This window comes from Microbispora sp. H10885, from assembly GCF_014161415.1.
GTDB lineage: Bacteria > Actinomycetota > Actinomycetes > Streptosporangiales > Streptosporangiaceae > Microbispora > Microbispora triticiradicis.
On record NZ_JABBWY010000002.1, the window covers coordinates 99,435 to 115,516 of the forward strand.

A 16,082-nucleotide genomic window follows, 5' to 3' on the forward strand; every position below is an offset into this window, starting at 1 on the left:
CCGGCGTCTGACGAGCACGGGCCCCGCGCGGCAACCCCGCGCGGGGCCATCCGGGTGGCCGCAAGGGCCATGGTCACCAGCGGTGGCCCGGAGGACACGGCCGGCGTCCTCGGCCGGCCGGTCCGTGACAGCGCTGGTTCTTCAGGCGGCGTGCTGGTAGGCGGAGTAGGTGAGGTAACCGGTGTCGCCGCCCTGGTACCAGGTGGACTCGTCGTGCGGTGCGATCGGCAGCCCCTGGCGCAGCCGCTCCACGAGGTCGGGGTTGGCGATGAAGGCGCGGCCGAAGCTGATCAGGTCGGCGCCGCGCTCCAGCCAGTGGTCGGCCGCCGCCCTGTCCGTCTGCCGGGGGCCCATCGGGAAGACCGGGTTGACGATGAGCGTGCCGGGCCAGGCCTTGCGCAGCCCGAGGAGCACCTCCTCGTCGGCCGTGGCCTCGAGGTGGACATACGCCAGGCCCAAGGGGGCCAGCTCGGCGAGCAGCGCACCGTACAGGCTGGGAACCTCCATGTCCTCCGCGCCCCAGAAGCCGGCGCCGGGTGAGAGGCGGATCCCGGTCCGGTGGCCGCCCACTGCCTCGACGGTCGCGGACACCGCCTCGACGGCGAACCGGATGCGGTTGGCGATCGAGCCGCCGTAGGCGTCGGTGCGCAGGTTGGCGGTGCTGGAGAGAAACTGCGCGATGAGATAACCGTTCGCGCCGTGCAGCTCCACGCCGTCGAAGCCGGCGTCGACAGCCCGGCGGGCGGCTTCGGCGTAGGACCGGGCGTGCTCGGGCACCTCGGCGGTGGGCAGCGCCCGCGGCACGGGCGCCGGCTTGGGCCCTGCCGGGGTGAACACCTCCCCCGGCGCGGGGACGGCCGACGGGGCCACCGGCCGCATGCCCGTGGTGTCGGGGTGGGAGACGCGGCCCCCGTGCATGATCTGGGCGAAGACACGACCGCCGTTGGCGTGGACCGCACCGGTGACCTGCCGCCAGGACTCGGTCTGTTCGTCGGTGTACAGGCCCGGGGTGCCCGGATTGGACTGCCCGACGAGGCTCGGCTGCACCCCTTCGGTCACGATGAGCCCGGCGGTGGCACGCTGGGCGTAGTAGGTCGCCATGGACGGCGTCGCCAGGCCGCCCGCGGCCGCGCGTACGCGGGTCATCGGGGCCATCACCACACGGTTGGGCAGGGTCAGCGCGCCGAGACGGTAGTGATCGAACAGGGACGTCATTACTGCGTGCCTTTCAGGTTCTCCGTGGATGGTCACGTCCGCCGGCTGGACAAGACCAGGCTAGAACCTGACACTGACGTCAGATGCAAGTGTTTCGAGTGGAGATTTCCCAGGGGAGGCTCGATGCGGATCGGGGAACTGGCGTCACGGGCCGGGGTGAGCGTCCGGTCCCTGCGCTACTACGAGGAGCAGGGCCTCATCACCAGCACCCGCAGCGCCGGCGGCCAGCGTCACTACACCGACGGCGAGATCGAACGGGTGGAGTTCATCCAACGCCTGTACGCCGCCGGGCTCTCCAGCCGTACGATCGCCGAGCTGTTGCCGTGCGTGGAATCGCCGAGCGAGCAGAACTCCACCGAGGCGTTCGAGCGGCTGGTGCGGGAGCGGGACCGGATCAGCCGGCACGTCGAGGAACTCGTGACAGCCCGCGACGCCCTCGACCGGCTCATCGACGCCAACCGCGCGCACCACGGGCGGCTCGCCGCCCGCTGACCCTCGGGGACGCGCCGCCGTCGTGCGGGCGGGTGAGCCCGTACGACGGCGGCGGACCCCAGGGCGCTCTGCAGCCGTGGTCACCAGCGGTGGTGGACCTGGGGGCGGATGAGGTCGTCGTAGACGTTGCGGACCTCGTCCTGCGCCTCGGCGCTGAGGGGCGGGAACTGCGCCGCCGCCGCGTTGGCCTGGGCCTGCTGCGGGTTGCGGGCGCCGGGGATCACGACGCTCACCCCCGGCTGGTCGATGATCCAGCGCAGGGCGAACTGCGCCAGCGTCATGCCCTCGGGCACGAGTCCGCGCAGCCGGTCGACCGCCTGGAGGCCGACGCCGTACTCCACGCCGGAGAAGGTCTCGCCGACGTCGAACGCCGCGCCCTGGCGGTTGAAGTTGCGGTGGTCGTTCTCGGCGAAGACCGTCTGCGGGCCGTACTTGCCCGACAGGAGGCCGCTGGCCAGCGGGACCCGGGCGATGATGCCGACCCCGGCCTTCTCCGCGGCGGGCAGGACCTCTTCGAGCGGCTTGAGCCGGAAGGCGTTGAGGATGATCTGCACGGTGGCCACCCCCGGCCGCGCGATCGCGGTCAGCGCCTCGGCGACCGTCTCCACGCTGACGCCGTACGCGGCGATCCGGCCCTCGGCCACCAGCGTGTCGAGCCCGTCGAAGACCTCGTCGGTGTCGAAGACCGTGCTCGGCGGGCAGTGCAACTGCACCAGGTCGAGCGTGTCGACGCCCAGGTTCTCCCGGGAACGGTCGGTCCAGGCGCGGAAGTTGTCCAGGGTGTAGGCGTCGGGCGTCTGCTGCACCCTGCGGCCCATCTTGGTGGCGACCGTCAGGCCGGGCCGCTCCTTGATCAGCTTGCCGATGATCTTCTCACTGCGGCCGTCGCCGTACACGTCGGCCGTGTCGATGAAGGTGGTCCCGGCCTCGACCGCGGCCCCGAGCGTGGCCAGCGCATCGGCCTCGCTCACCTCGCCCCAGTCGGCTCCGAGCTGCCAGGCGCCCAGCCCGACCACGCCCACCCGCCTGCCTGTCCTGCCCAAAACGCGCTGCTCCATGATGTCAGATCGTAGCGGGGCAGCTCAGGGAGCAGGCGGCGTGGACTGGAGGTGGCGTACGAACCAGTCGCGGGCGAGCCGCGCGACCGTCTCCAGGGCGCCGGGCTCCTCGAACAGGTGCGTGGCGTGGGGCACGACCTCCATGCGCACATGCGCGGTGAGCGACTCCATCGCCTCCCGGTTGAGGCCGATCACGATGGGGTCGCGCTCCCCCACGATCAGCAGCGTCGGCTGGCGCACCGCCCGCAGCGCGTTCCCCGCGAGGTCCGGCCGGCCGCCGCGGGAGACCACCGCCTGTACGACGCCCGGCCGGGTGGCGGCGGCGACGAGCGCGGCCGCGGCGCCCGTGCTGGCCCCGAACAGCCCGACGGGCAGGCCCCGGGTGAGGTCGTCGCCGGGCAGCCGGTCGGCCAGCGCCCCCACCCGGGCGGCGAGCAGGCCGATGTCGAACCGCAGGTGCCCGGTGAGGGCGTCGGCCCGCTCCTCCTCGGCGGTGAGCAGGTCGGCGAGGACCGTGGCCAGGCCGGCCCGCTGCAGTTCCCCCGCCACGTAGCGGTTGCGCGGGCTGTGCCGGCCGCTGCCGCTGCCGTGGGCGAACAGCACCGCTCCGCGCGCGTCCCGGGGCACGGCCACGTCCGCGTCGAGGACGACCTCGCCCACCGGGATCCGCACGCTGAGCTCGACCTCGCTCATCGCAGCCTCCTCCGGCACGCCGCGCCTCCGCGACCAGTGGGCATACCCTCGGCGAATTACGACAAACCGGACGTCAGGCGCGGCGCGAGCGGAGCGCCTTCAGCACCCGCACACCGCCGTCGCCGCCCGCCGCGCCGTCTCCCGCGCCGGCCCCCTCGCCCCCGACGATGCGCCGGTACTCCTCCGACTCCATCGGGCACAGCGCGATCCGGCCGCCGGCGTCGAACAGCAGCCCCCAGCCGTACTTCTTGGGCAGCGGCGATCCCCGCAGGCACGCCTGCGGGCGGGAGAAGAAGTCCTTCCGCAGCGCCGCGCGCCGCTCCTCCGTCAGGTCCGGAAGGTCCTGACGGAGCAGCCAGCTCTCGAACAGCACGTCCTCCTGGGTCAGGCCGTACGGCGCGCCGGAGATCATCTCGTACTGCAGGACGGCGACGGTCGGCCTGCCGCCTCGGGGCTCGGGCGCCTTCGCGGTGGTCACCGGGCAGTCGTCGGCGACCGCGATGAGCGTCGAGTAGTAGTTCAGGTCGTCGGCCACGCTTTCACTATGCCCGAGACGACGCGCCCGGCCGCCCGGCCACACGGCTGCCCGGCCGTCACGCGCCGGTACGGGAGGAGGCCGGCGGGCGGGGCTCCGAGATGAGGAGCACGTCGCCGGGCAGGCCGGTCACGTGCGGCACGCCGCTGCCCTCCCGGACGTCCAGGTCGACCCGGGTCCCCGCGAGGTGCATGCCGGAGATGCGCAGGTCGCCGAACCCCGCCGGCAGTGCGGGCGCGATCCACACCTTGCCGTGCGGCACCCAGGGGTCGATGCGCAGCAGGAGGCGCACGAGCTGGATCGGCGCGGCCGACGACCACGCCTGCGGGGAGCACGAGGTCGGGTAGGGCACCGGGAGGTTGAACTCGCCGCGGTCGAAGCCGCAGAACAGCTCGGGCAGCCGGTCGCCGAAGGCCCGGGCGGCGTCGAGCAGGCCGCAGGCCACCCGCTGGGCCTCCTCCACGAAGCCGTACCGCATGAGCCCGGCCGCGGCCAGCGCGCTGTCGTGCGGCCACACCGAGCCGTTGTGGTAGCTCATCGGGTTGTAGGCGCCCATGTCTGAGGCGAGCGTGCGGATGCCGAAACCGGTGAACATCCGGGGCGAGAGCAGGTGCCCGGCCACCGACGCCGCCTTGTCCCGGTCGACGATGCCCGACCACAGGCAGTGGCCCATGTTGGAGGCGAGGGCGTCGATCGGCCGGCCCTCGTGGTCGAGCCCCACGGCGAAGTAGCCGCGGTCGGGCAGCCAGAACCGCTCGTTGAACCGGGCCCGCAGCTCCGCGGCCCGCCTGCGGTAGTGCCGCTCGGCCTCGGCGTCCCCCGCCTCGCGGGCGAAATAGTGGCGGGCGAGGTAGGCGGCGTAGACGTATCCCTGCACCTCGGCCAGCGCGATGGGCGGCCGGGCGAGGGCGCCGTCGGCGAAGTTGATCCCGTCGAAGGAGTCCTTCCACCCCTGGTTGACCAGGCCCTGGTCGGTCTTGCGCCGATACCACAGGAACCCGTCGCGCATGCCGTACCGCTCGATCCACTCCAGCGCGGCGTCGGCGTGCGGGAGCAGCCGCCAGGCCGCCTCGGTGTCGAGACCCCAGCGGCGCAGCTCGCCGAGGAGGACGACGAACAGGGGGCTGGAGTCCACCGAGCCGTAGTAGGCGTGCCCGCCCACTCCCACGCCCGCGTCGTCCGGCCGGGCGCCGTACCGCAGCTCGTGCAGGATCTTGCCCGGCTCCTCCTCGGTCATCGGGTCGGCTTTCGTGCCCTGCAGGTCGGCCAGCCGGCACAGCGTGCCGTACGCCAATCCGGGGTCGAGCGGCAGGACCAGCAGGGAGGTGAGCAGCGAGTCGCGGCCGAACAGCGTCATGAACCAGGGCGCCCCGGCCGCCACGCTGGGCGGCAGGTCCGGGCGCTCGGGATCGAACAGCCGCAGCGCGCCGATGTCCTGGTGGGACTGCCGCAGGATCGCGCCGAGGGCGGTGTTGGAGGTGGTGACCTCCGGCAGGCTCCGGTCCCACTCGAACAGCCACCCCGCCTGCTCGGCGAGCGCGGGCGTCAGCCGCTTGTGGCAGTACCACGCCTCGGTCTCGACCCCGTTGATGATCGGGTTGACCTTCAGCGCGGCCCTCCACTCGCCCCGTGGCGGCACCACCGCCCGGAACAGGAGCATGCGCGGAGCCGGCACCGCCAGGACCGGGGTGTCACCGGCCTCGGCCGTCACCCGCGCCCCCCGGGCCTTGCTGACGGAGAACATGCGCAGCGAGCGTTCCTCCGTCGCGGTCGTCACGTCGGCCACCCAGTGCACCCTGTGGGTCTTCACCTCGAACAGGTCGCACACGTCGGACCCGACGAGCAGGGTCACGACGAGGCCGGCCGGCTCGTGGGACATGTTCCGGATGACGAGGTCCTCCGACAGTCCCCCGCCGACGTACCGGTCGCGCGTCACCAGCAGGGTGCTCTCCACCTGGCCCGGCCTGGGCGCGGCCCGGCCGAGGAACGTCGCGTGGTACGGCTCGCCGGTGACGACCTGCAGTTCCTCGATCGGGCCGTCGTCGACGCGCAGCTCCCACTGCGACAGCAGCCGGGTGTCGGCGTAGTAGATCCCCTGCGCCGCTCCCGGCAGGATGTCGCCGTTGCGGGACGACACGCAGAACGAGCCCCCGGCCACCAGCGTCACGGCGCCCGCGCCGATGGGGCTGGGCTGCCCCTCGAACGTCCACCCGCCCGTCATGCCGATCCCCCCGGCCCGCACGCCCGTCAACGCTGCCGTCATACCCTTCCGCCGCACCGGTTTTCACCACTTATCGCCAGTTATGTCGGGATGGCCTGTCCGGCCGCCGCCGGTGGAGCGCCGCACGGTCCCGGCACGGCGGGTCCTGCCGGGGTTTACTCCTTCATGACCTGGGGTTCCCTACCCTGCCGTCATGCGCAGGTGGGTGAGTGCGGAGGGGCACGAGGTGGACTCCGTCGTCATCGAGGGCCGGCGGCTCCTGCGAGTGCGCCATCTGGGGTATCACGTCGGCTTCTGCGCCACCGTCGAGGAGGTGGCCGCCCACGTGGACCTGGCCGACCTGGTGGAGGTCGTGGAGCTGCGACGGGCCGGACGCCCGCGCGCACGGCGATGAGGGGTGAGCCGGTCCCGGCCGGCTCACCCCTCGGTCGTCCCACTGCCGCCCATGCGGCGGCGGGGGTCAGTCCCAGCCCGGCATCGAGAAGGGGTCGGCGCTCCTCGGCCTGGCCTGCCCCTTGGCCTTGATCATCTTCTTGGCCCCGGTGGCCGGCTTCGCCGGCCGGAGCCATGCGTCCGCCGCCTCGTCGTCCTCCTTCTTCTGCCGGCCGGTGGGCGCGCCGGTCAGGTCGTCGCCCGACAGCTTCGCGTAGGTGGGCTTCTGCGTGGAGGGGTTGAGGAAGATGTCCCGCGGCGCGTTCTGGGCGTTGGCGCCGCTGTTGGCGCCACTGTTGGCGTCGCCGCTGTTGTTCCTCGCCGGCATGGTGAACATGCCGCCGTTGCCCAGCGGCATGAAGCCGCTCGTGCCGCCGGGCTCCTGGCCGGCGGCCCCCTGCTTGCCGCCCGCCTGGCCCGCGCCCTGCGGAGCCCCGGCCGCCTGGCCGGTGTTCGCCTGGCCCGCGTTCCGCGGGCCTCCGGCCGCCGGGCCGCGCATGCCCTGAGCGCCGGCCTCGTCGTCCGGCTTGGTGAACGGGGTGACCTTCGCGCCCTTGTCCAGGATCTCCAGCGCCTTGGACGCGACGAAGTCGGGCTCCTCCGGGTGGTTCATCGCCATCGCGGCGATCTTCTTGCCGGGCGACAGCTGCTCCTTGGCGGCCATCGGGCTCTGGTCGGCGGGCGCCGGCCCCGACAGGAGAGCCGCGGCGAGTACGGCAGTAGCTATAGGCATGAGTATTTCCCCCGAATATTGGTGGACGGTACAAGAACGAAGGTAAGCGGCTGATGCCGGGCGTTCACGGACCTGACACTCAGTGTCCGGTCAAATAAGAGAATCGGCCGCTTCAGGACATAGGCCGCACCCCGCGCGGAGAATCAGGAGCGAAAAGGGGTGGAAACGAATCCGGGGGCGCGCCGCATGCGGCACACCCCCGGAGAACACCGTCCTGGACGGCGGCCGGTCACCTCGGCATGAGGACCTTGTCGACCAGGTAGACGGTCGCATTGGAGGTGGCGAGGTTCCCGCACGTCACGGCGGCGTCGTTGACCTTGAGGCTGGGCGCCGCGCCCGAGACGGTGAGCTTGCGGCCCTCCAGGCTGGTCAGCTCGCCCTTCAGGTCCGCGGGCGCCTTCCGTCCCTTGACCACGTGGTAGGCCAGCAGCCCCCGGAGCGACTTGCGGTTGGTCAGCAACTGGTCGAGCTGGTTCTTCGGGATCTTGCCGAACGCCTCGTTGGTGGGCGCGAACACGGTGATGTCCTGGGCGGAGTTGAGCGTCTCCGCGAGCCCGGCCTTCTTCACCACACGGGCCAGCGTGGAGAGCGACGGAATGTCGGAGAGCGCGGCGCCCACCGGCACCTTGGCCAGTTCGGCGGGACTGCCCTTGCCCGAGGCCGGGAGCGAGGCGCAGGCGGGCCCGACCGGCGACGCGGCCGCCGAGGCCGAGGGCGTCGCGGAGGCTCCCTCGCTCGGCTCGGCGCTGGTGGTGGGGGTCTCGGTGGTCATGTCGGTGGCGGTCTCGTTGACCGCGACCGGGGCCGCGGAGTCGCCGCCCTGGCTACCGCACGCCGCGGACATCGACAGCGCCGCGGTCAGCGCGGCAAAGGCGAGCAGACGGGTTTTCATGATGGTGCTTCCTTAGTCGTGGAAAGGTCGTTGCTGGGTGGCGGGCCGGGCGCGCGGGCCTGTCCGTCAGGCCGTCTCGGGCGCGTTGTTCACCAGCCGCGCGGCCGCTGCTGCTGCCGGGGGCGCTGGATGACCTTCTTCCGCCCGTGGACCGGCGGGAACGACCTGGTCTTCTGCACTCCCTGCGCGGAGTGGAAGGTGAACGGCTTCGGCGCCTCGCCCGGCTTGCCGGGCGCCGACGCCGGCTGGAACACGACGTCGCGCGTCTTGGGATCGATCAGCGGGATGATCGAGGTGTTCGATCCCGACGGGCTGACGTTCTCCGCGCCGCCGGCCTTCTCCCCCGGCCTGACGACGTCGCCGTCCGCGTCCGGCCCGGCGTCCGCGCCGGGATCACGCGGCACGTCCGGGGCGCTCCCCGGAGCGGAGTCCGCGCCGGCGTCGCCCCGCTCGCCCGCCGTCCCGCCGGGCGCCATCCACGGCGGCGCCTGCGGAAGCATGAACGGAGACTCCCCGTCCTGCGGCGCCCCGCCGGGCGTGAGAGCGAATGGTCCCGCCGGCCGCCACGACGGCGTGGCGTCGTTCGTGTCCGCGGTGGCCGTCGTCCCGGTCGGAGCCGGGTCCGGCGGCACGACGGCCGGCCCGGAGAGGAGGGCGGCGGCCAGTACGGCAGTGCAGAGAGGCATGAGACTCCCCCGAGGTCATGGATGGTACGAGCACGACGGTAAGCGCCGCACCAGGGAGTGATCACGCATCCCACGACCAATGTCCGGTCAAGCATGGTGATCGGGCGCTTCACCCGCAAAGGTCCCATCACGCCTGCAAGCGGCCCGCCTGACGGGCGCCGCCGCGGCGTGGAACACACGGGTTCGGCGCCCCGCGGAAACGCCGGGGAAACGGCACGGAGATCAGGCGCCCAAGGGATCGCCCTTTTCCTGGATTCCCGTCCCGAGTGCCGGCGGGACGAGGGGGTATGCGCGGGCCCATGAGTGACAAGCGCGAATCCGAGGAACCGAAGGTCGGCGACGAGGTGACCTGGAAGAGCCACGGCGGGACCGCCGAAGGCAAGGTCGAGAAGAAGATAACCGAACGGACCGAGGAGGCCGGCCGCACCGTGGCCGCGTCTCCGGAGGAACCGCAGTACAAGGTGCGCAGTGAGAAGAGCGGCGGCTCGGCGGTGCACAAGCCCTCGGCTCTGCACCCGAAGAAGTGACGCCCGGCCGAGGAAGTCGCCCATGTCCTGGACAGAGACGTCAGGCGGCTCACGGGACCGGACACCCATAAGCGTGCCGGCCCGTATCCGCGGCACGTGGATTCCCAAAGGTCTCAACCGACGTGTCACCGTCACCCCCCATGCGCCGAGCGGCCCTGACCCTCCGTGGGCGGGATCATTCCGTTGACGAGGGGAAGGGCCACTCCGAAGGCTCCGCCGCCGCCCAGCAACGCCACCGGCCAGGAGTTGCCGGCCGTCAGGAGCAGCGCCACCGCGATGACCGCTGTCAGGGCCGCGAGGACGAACACGACAGCCGCACGTAACGTGAGCAGGTACACGATCCCTCCAGGTTGATCTTGGCGGGAACCCTGTCGTTCTCGCTCACCGTCCAGCACAGCCGGCACCGGCGGTGTCCAGTAGTCCGCGGGACGGAGTCGCGACATATCAGCGCCGACCGGATCCCACGCCCGGACACAGCGCGTTCACTCTGGGCCGGCTGACTGTGCCGCCCACCCCCTCGGTCGTACACTTGCGGACACGATCGGACATCCGCGGACACGATGAGGACGGTGACGTGGACGACGGGCCGTTCACCGACGATCTCGATCTGACCGCTGTGACCACTCGCGAGCAACTGGCCTCGCTCCTCGAAGCGCTGCGCGCCCGCGCAGACAGGCCCTCGTTGCGAAAACTGGAGCGCTGGGCACAACAGAACGGGAAGCCGGCACTGTCGAAGTCGACCGTCGCCGACATGCTCAGCGGCCGGCGGTTTCCGCGGAAGACCGTACTGCTGACCTTCCTGGAGGCCTGCGCGGTACCCGATGGCGAGGTCGAGCGATGGCAGCGCGCCTGGGAGCGCATCGCCCCCGAGGAGAACCGCCGCCCCGAGGTCGAGCCCGCCGACCTCGATCGGTTCCGCGAGCAGGTCCTGGAACAGGCTCACGAGGCGGCCGAGGCGATCCTCACCGGGGCTCGCGGCCGAGCTGAGCAGATCATCGCCGAGGCCGAGCAGAGACTCGTCGAGGCCGAGACGCTGCGGCGTCAGGCCCAGGCCGATGCGGCCGCCGTTGACACACGGGCTCCCCAGGCAGAGCACACTCTCCAGCACAGAGACGAAATCCCGCGCGGGGACCGGGACTCCCTTGCCCACCAGCGCGAGCGCGAACTCGAGGCAGTGCGGCGTGAGCGGGACGAACTGGCGGCCCGGCTCCAAGGCCTGTCCGCCGCCCAGGCCCGGAGGGCCAGACCACGCGCGACAGCGGTTGCCGCTCCTCGGATACTGGCCGGCCACGCCAAGCCCGTCGTCGGACTGGCCTTTCACCCCGATGGCCGGCTATTGGCCACCGCCGGCGCCGATGGCACCGTGCGGCTGTGGGATACGGTCACCCACGATCCCGTCGGGGATCCCATCACCGGCCACTCCGGTCTCTACGAGGTGGCCTTCCACCCCGACGGCCGTCTGCTCGCCAGCGTCGACGGGACGGTGCGGCTGTGGGATCCGGCCACCGGAGAGCCCGTCGGCAGGCCTCTGGAGCACGGTGGCCGGATCGACTCTGACATCGCGGTGGCTTTCCACCCTCAGGGGCATCTGCTGGTCACCGGCAGCGTTGCCGGGAAAGTGCGGCTGTGGGATCCGGCCACCGGAGAACCCCTCGGCAGGTTCGGCAGTGGCGGCTCGCCCGTCAAGGCAGTGGCCTTCCACCCCGACGGCAGTCTGCTCGCCAGTGTCGACAGGACGGTGCGGCTGTGGGATCCGGCCACCATGGAGTCCATTGGCGAACCCTTCATGCCCTACCCCGGCCCTCTCCATGGGTTGGCCTTCCACCCGCAGAGACACCTGCTCGTCGCCGTCGGTGACGACGGGGGCGTGCACTTGCGGGATCTGGAAACCGGGCGAGAGGTACTGAGACATCCCCGTCAACCCTTGAGCAGCCATGTCGGCGCGGTCCGTGGCGCGGCCTTCCACCCCGGCGGTGACCTGCTCGTCACTACCGGCGCCGACGGCACGGCGCGGCTGTGGGATCCGGCCACCGGAGAACCCCTCGGCGAACCCCTCAGCGCCCACACCGGCACCGTCTATGCGGTGGCGTTCCATCCCGACGGCCGCTGGTTCGCCACCGCCAACGAGGACGCGACGATCCGGTTGTGGTCGACCCCGAAGTGGGCCGACCATCCGGTGAAGTAGGCCGGACATGCCTGCTGCTCGGGCCTGCCCCAGGAACTCCGATACCCGTATCGGGGAGCCCGCCTGACCGCCGCTCTCCCGAAGCGACCCGGAGAAGTGACGCCGCCGGGGTCCTGCGCCGGGCGGGCCGGAGGCCACGCCCGGCGCGTCACGCACCGGCTCTAACTGAGCGTCTTCTTCCAGTGGAAGCCGCCGGGCAGGTTCACCGTGAGGGTGCGACGCCCATCCGCCGTCTTGGTCACGCGGAAGGCGCGGCCGCCGTAGCTGTGGCCCACACCGCCGCGCGACAGGTTGAGTCTGAAAGGCCCCATCTTGATTGACTTACGGTAGCTCCAGCCCATCGTTTCCCTCCGTGTTTTCCGTGCCCCCGCGACTACCCACAGAAGCGATCAGCACACGCGCTTGCACAGAGGTGCATGTCGGGACGCACCGCCGCCGTCCTCGCCGTACAACTCCTGGTCACAGGGTGGGAACCTTTGTCCGGTGCAATGACGAGACGGCGGCTGGGACCGTGTAAAAACGATGCCTATGGCTAAGGATGGGGACGAGGAGCCGATCGCGGACGACCTGGAGGCCGTCACGTCCGCCGTGCTCACCGCGTCGCGGGTGCTCGTCGCGATCTCCGCACGCTCCCTCGCCTCCGCGGAGGACAGAGTCACACTGCCGCAGTTCCGGATGCTGCTGGTGGTCGGGCAGGGAGAGACAAAACTGGTCACGCTGGCCGAGAGACTCGGCGTGAATCCCTCGACCGCGATGCGGATGGCGGACCGCCTCGCCGCCGCCGGGCTGCTGAAGCGCGAGGTGAACCCGCAGAACCGGCGGGAGACGCTGCTGCGGCTGACCGACGTCGGCTCGCGCATCGTGGACGAGGTCACGGCCCGGCGCAAGGCGGAGATCGCGGCGATACTCGCCCGGATGCCCGCTCCCCGGCGCCAGGCTCTGATCACCGCCATGCGCGAGTTCACCGACGCGGCCGGCGAACCGCCCACGACCGTCTCGTTCCCGCTCGGCTGGCCCGATCCGTCCTCCTGACCCGATGCCTGAACGGACCTGGTGATCCGGTACGCCCGCCGGAAGCCGGCCGGGTTCGCGGCGGCGGCGCACTCGCCGGGTACGCGGTCGTCACGCGGACTCAGCATCCGGAGGCGGCGCACTCCCCCGGGATGAGGCCGCCGGAGCCACCGGCCGTCGAGGGCGTGTCGTCGCCTCCGCCGGAGCCGGTGCCCGCGCCGCCCTTCGTGTCACCGCCCGCCTTTCCGGCCGGCCCGGTCTTCACCTGGCCCGTGCCGCCGGGCGCCTGACCGGTGGACCCACCGGCGCCGGAGCCGGTGCCCGTGCCGTCTCCGGCGGGCGCCTGCGCGGAGCCTCCGGAGCCGCCGTCCGCGCCACCACCCTCGGCGTCGCCCGCCGAGCCGTCATCCGCGCCGTCATCCGCACCGTCCTCGGCGCCGGTCCCGGAGTCCGGTCCCGCCTCGGCGGGATCACCGGCGCCGTTCTCCTGCGCCGGCGCCGTCTGCTGCCCGGCACCGCCCGCGGAGGGGCCCGGGTCCGTGGCGCCGCGCAACGCGAAGCCCGCGCCCGCCGCCGCGAGTACGGCGACCAGGATCACGGCGACGATGACGAGGGGCTTCCTGCTCTTCGCGCCGGACGGCTCGTCGCTGGAGAGGATCTCCTGACGAAACTGATCATCCTGGCTCGTCTGTGAGGGGACGCGCCCGTACATGTGAGACAACTCCCAGCGGTCGTATCGGGGGAAAGCTCCACGGCTTCCGCGGGTGGCTGCCCACCCTAGCCGCGTGAGTCACCGAATTTCACAGACACCCGCAAACGATCTCAAACTCCCAGAGTGTTCCCAGGCGCCTCTCCGGCCGGTCAGCCGAAATAGGGGAGGTGGAACGGCTCCTGCGCCGCGGCGGGGCCGGACACCCCGGCTCCCACGACCTCCTGGCCGCGTCGCTCGCCGCCGTGCCCCTCCCGCCGCGGGCCACCCCTGCGGTGCCGTCCGCCGGACGTCGCCGCCGCGGCTGCCCTGAAGCGCAGACCGGTCACCGCGGTCGACACGAGCGCGAACAGCAGCCCGGCCGGCAGGACGGCGTCGCTCGGCGAGAAGGCCGTGCCCGGCGGCTGCCCGTGACCCGCGGCCATGCTCCGCGTGGCCGACGCCGCCGCCCCCTGCCCCACTGCCCCCTGGACCACCGCCCCCTGGACCGCCGCGTCCGCCGCCACGGGCTGGACGGTGACGGTCACCTTCGGGATCACCTTCACCTTGCGCGGCAGGCCGTACCCGACGATCTTGCTGGAGTCGCGCACCTTGCGCTTGAGCCAGACGCCGTCGACGTTGCCCTCGATCGTGTGGACCTTGCCGCCGACGACCTTCTCGACGATGCCGACGTGGTCGATGTCCTTGATGCGCTTCGACCCCGACCAGTCGAAGAAGACCACGGCCCCCGGTTCCGGCTTGCGGCTCCAGGCGCCCTGCTGCTCGAACCACTTGGCGTGCCGGGTGGTCAGCGCGAACTCGCCGACGTGGTCCTGCACGCCCGCCCGGTTGGCCGCCCACGAGACGAACATGTCGCACCAGGGAGCCGCCTTGAAGTCGGAGTCCATGGCGATGTTGTCGGCGTACCACTCGCCGAACTTGGTCGGCTTCCCGGGCCGTTCCCGGTAGCCGAGCTCCGGGCGTACGGCGTCGAGCAACTGCTGTGCTATCGGATCGGTAGAAATCGAAGGCTCCTATGGCGCGCGTCAGAACATGACGAACCCGCCGCCGGGCACGACGGCATGCGGGCATGACCGTCACACCGACCGTCACGCCGGCGGACGCACCGGCGGACACGGCCGCGGCGGTCCCCGGGCGGGCGGGGTCGGACGGGATTCAGAAACGGGAGATGTGGCAGCCCGTCACGGGCGCGCCGTCACCCCGGAAGCCTGGAGACGTTCCAGGGCGGGCATGTGGTCCGGCGACGGAGGCCGGACCGGGTGGGCAGGTGGAGCGGACACTCCACGCGCTCTCCTCTCCTTGGCCGCCTACCGGGTTAGCTGACGGGTTCGGGCCAGGAGTAGCCCTACCGGATGGTCCGGATTCACCCCAGAAGAGACGTGGGTCCCCGGTTCCCGGGTTCGATGACATCCGGGATTCGGCGGTCGCCGGTCGTCCTCGGGTTGAGGACCACGCACCGGCGCACTGACCGGAAGCATAGTAGATCACGAGTAGGACACGACCGAAAAACCGGCAAACAGGTCCATTTCTGCACCTTCTGCACCATGCTTCCGCAGGTCCTCGCACTGACGGCACCTAATCGTGATATGCGCCACAGCCACCCCGCGTACGTTCGCCCTGGGCGCGGCGACAGCGGGTGCGCGATCAGGGTGCCGGTGGGCGGCGCCGATCGAGGAGAGCCAGTCCGGTCGGGGTGAGGGTGTGCAGGACACCGCCGTGGTGCCTGCGCGTCGTGATCAGGCCCGCCTCGCGCAGGACGCCGGTGTGCTGGCTGACCGCCGCCGACGTGATGCCGATCCGCCGGGCCAGGGCGCCGGTGGTGAGGACGCCGTCGGCGATGGCGGTGAGCACCGACGCGCGCGTGCGTCCCAGGAGGTTGGCCAGCGCGCGGGCGGACGTGCCCGTCGTCCAGACGTCCGCCGCGCGGTCGGCCCCGAGCGCGGCCGGGTAGATCAGGATGGGGTCGGCGGGTCCGTCCGCCGCGTACATCACCACCGGGGCGCGCAGGAAGAACGAGGGCACCACCAGGAGTCCCCGCCCGTCGAGGACGAAATCGCCGCCGGGCCCCGGCGCGGTGATGTGAACGGCCGGCGGCGTCCACCGGATGGCCGGGTGCAGGCCGGACAGCAGGCCCTCCACTCCCCTGTCGAGCAGGATCATGCCGCGTCGTACCCGCTCGGCGTCGAGGTGTGCGCGGACGCGATCCCAGTGGGGGCCTACCGCGGCCCGGTGGTACGTCTCCACGGCGGACAGCACCTCCCGCCGGGCAGCGGAAGAGTCGGCGAGCCCATCCAGGGCGGCCGGCACCCGTCCGTGGCGCCCGGCGTAGAAGTCCAGTTCCGCCTCGACCGCGCGGCGGGGGCTGGCGAGGAAGCTCTCCCTGCCCTCGCTGAAGTCGCCGCCCGGGCCGGCGAGGACGGCCATGTCGAAGCACGGCGGCACCGCGGGCGCGATGGCGCCCAGCACCGGGAACCGGACGTCCGGGGCGCGACGCGCCCGGCGCCGCCACGCGCCGAACAGCGCCTCCTCCCCCCGCCCGCGCAGAGTGGTCAGGCTGAACAGGGTCTCGGCCATCGGCCCCAGCGTCGGGCCGACCCGCACCCGCGCCAGGTCGGCGGTGGTCAGGTGAATTGTGTGCACTCGCCCCCCTAGGACGTGGGTCCGGACGGTCCGTCCCCAGGGATCGAACTCGC

The 16,082-nt window shown here is 72.0% G+C and carries 18 protein-coding genes and 1 riboswitch; of the genes, 5 read left to right on the forward strand and 13 right to left on the reverse strand.

The window, feature by feature from the left end:
- Positions 1–141: 141 nt before the first annotated feature.
- Entirely contained in the window at positions 142–1,215 is a 1,074-nt protein-coding gene (locus HHX37_RS05520) for an alkene reductase (RefSeq protein WP_182884726.1), read from the reverse strand.
- 123 nt (positions 1,216–1,338) lie between these two features.
- Between HHX37_RS05520 and HHX37_RS05525 the strand changes: the two genes are divergently transcribed.
- A complete protein-coding gene (locus HHX37_RS05525; protein WP_182880310.1) occupies positions 1,339–1,707 on the forward strand; it encodes a MerR family transcriptional regulator in 369 nt (122 codons plus the stop codon).
- 80 nt (positions 1,708–1,787) lie between these two features.
- Here HHX37_RS05525 and HHX37_RS05530 read toward each other — a convergent pair whose 3' ends face one another.
- The 4 genes from HHX37_RS05530 to HHX37_RS05545 form a co-directional block, all read right to left on the reverse strand.
- On the reverse strand, positions 1,788–2,765 hold the full coding sequence (locus HHX37_RS05530; RefSeq protein ID WP_182880309.1) for an aldo/keto reductase: 978 nt from the start codon (positions 2,763–2,765) through the stop codon (positions 1,788–1,790).
- Positions 2,766–2,789: 24 nt separating this feature from the next.
- On the reverse strand, positions 2,790–3,458 hold the full coding sequence (locus HHX37_RS05535; protein WP_111699801.1) for a dienelactone hydrolase family protein: 669 nt from the start codon (positions 3,456–3,458) through the stop codon (positions 2,790–2,792).
- A 73-nt stretch (positions 3,459–3,531) separates the two neighbouring features.
- Positions 3,532–3,993, reverse strand: coding sequence for a DUF6157 family protein (locus HHX37_RS05540; RefSeq protein WP_220502627.1), 462 nt, complete (start codon positions 3,991–3,993; stop codon positions 3,532–3,534).
- A gap of 58 nt (positions 3,994–4,051) precedes the next feature.
- Positions 4,052–6,256, reverse strand: a complete 2,205-nt coding sequence (locus HHX37_RS05545; protein ID WP_259406248.1) for a glycogen debranching N-terminal domain-containing protein — start codon at positions 6,254–6,256, stop codon at positions 4,052–4,054.
- Positions 6,257–6,407: 151 nt separating this feature from the next.
- On the opposite strand from HHX37_RS05545, the gene HHX37_RS05550 reads away from it, so the two are divergent.
- Complete coding sequence (locus tag HHX37_RS05550) at positions 6,408–6,608, forward strand: transposase (protein ID WP_182876885.1); 201 nt, start codon at positions 6,408–6,410, stop codon at positions 6,606–6,608.
- Positions 6,609–6,674: 66 nt separating this feature from the next.
- Here the strand turns inward: HHX37_RS05550 and HHX37_RS05555 are convergent, their stop codons facing one another.
- The 3 genes from HHX37_RS05555 to HHX37_RS05565 all read right to left on the reverse strand — a co-directional run bounded on the left by HHX37_RS05555 (position 6,675) and on the right by HHX37_RS05565 (position 8,957).
- Positions 6,675–7,379: a hypothetical protein gene (locus HHX37_RS05555; protein ID WP_182880308.1), complete on the reverse strand. Its 705-nt coding sequence runs from the start codon at positions 7,377–7,379 to the stop codon at positions 6,675–6,677.
- Positions 7,380–7,608: 229 nt separating this feature from the next.
- A complete protein-coding gene (locus HHX37_RS05560) occupies positions 7,609–8,271 on the reverse strand; it encodes a fasciclin domain-containing protein (RefSeq protein ID WP_182880307.1) in 663 nt (220 codons plus the stop codon).
- Positions 8,272–8,360: 89 nt separating this feature from the next.
- Positions 8,361–8,957 (reverse strand): hypothetical protein, encoded by a 597-nt coding sequence (locus HHX37_RS05565; protein ID WP_182880306.1) that lies wholly within the window; start codon positions 8,955–8,957, stop codon positions 8,361–8,363.
- Positions 8,958–9,256: 299 nt separating this feature from the next.
- Here HHX37_RS05565 and HHX37_RS05570 point away from each other — a divergent pair, with 299 nt between their 5' ends.
- Entirely contained in the window at positions 9,257–9,484 is a 228-nt protein-coding gene (locus HHX37_RS05570) for a DUF2945 domain-containing protein (protein WP_150938517.1), read from the forward strand.
- 131 nt (positions 9,485–9,615) lie between these two features.
- Here HHX37_RS05570 and HHX37_RS05575 read toward each other — a convergent pair whose 3' ends face one another.
- Entirely contained in the window at positions 9,616–9,822 is a 207-nt protein-coding gene (locus HHX37_RS05575) for a hypothetical protein (RefSeq protein ID WP_182884727.1), read from the reverse strand.
- 236 nt (positions 9,823–10,058) lie between these two features.
- Between HHX37_RS05575 and HHX37_RS05580 the strand changes: the two genes are divergently transcribed.
- On the forward strand, positions 10,059–11,669 hold the full coding sequence (locus HHX37_RS05580; protein ID WP_182884728.1) for a hypothetical protein: 1,611 nt from the start codon (positions 10,059–10,061) through the stop codon (positions 11,667–11,669).
- A 161-nt stretch (positions 11,670–11,830) separates the two neighbouring features.
- On the opposite strand, the gene HHX37_RS05585 is transcribed toward HHX37_RS05580, so the two are convergent.
- Complete coding sequence (locus HHX37_RS05585; protein ID WP_030505005.1) at positions 11,831–12,010, reverse strand: DUF4236 domain-containing protein; 180 nt, start codon at positions 12,008–12,010, stop codon at positions 11,831–11,833.
- Between the two features lie 187 nt (positions 12,011–12,197).
- Between HHX37_RS05585 and HHX37_RS05590 the strand changes: the two genes are divergently transcribed.
- Positions 12,198–12,701 carry a MarR family winged helix-turn-helix transcriptional regulator gene (locus HHX37_RS05590; RefSeq protein ID WP_111699797.1) on the forward strand — a complete coding sequence of 168 codons (504 nt, stop codon included), beginning with the start codon at positions 12,198–12,200 and terminating at the stop codon, positions 12,699–12,701.
- Between the two features lie 100 nt (positions 12,702–12,801).
- Here the strand turns inward: HHX37_RS05590 and HHX37_RS05595 are convergent, their stop codons facing one another.
- From HHX37_RS05595 to HHX37_RS37585, 3 genes are all read right to left on the reverse strand, one after another.
- The gene (locus tag HHX37_RS05595) at positions 12,802–13,392 is read right to left on the reverse strand and encodes a hypothetical protein (RefSeq protein WP_182884729.1); all 591 of its coding nucleotides are present in this window, start codon (positions 13,390–13,392) and stop codon (positions 12,802–12,804) included.
- A 149-nt stretch (positions 13,393–13,541) separates the two neighbouring features.
- Positions 13,542–14,366: a CHAP domain-containing protein gene (locus tag HHX37_RS05600; RefSeq protein ID WP_220502628.1), complete on the reverse strand. Its 825-nt coding sequence runs from the start codon at positions 14,364–14,366 to the stop codon at positions 13,542–13,544.
- A 311-nt stretch (positions 14,367–14,677) separates the two neighbouring features.
- A riboswitch (cyclic di-AMP (ydaO/yuaA leader) is annotated at positions 14,678–14,822 on the reverse strand.
- Between the two features lie 211 nt (positions 14,823–15,033).
- Positions 15,034–16,029: an ArsR/SmtB family transcription factor gene (locus HHX37_RS37585; protein ID WP_182884730.1), complete on the reverse strand. Its 996-nt coding sequence runs from the start codon at positions 16,027–16,029 to the stop codon at positions 15,034–15,036.
- Positions 16,030–16,082: the final 53 nt, after the last annotated feature.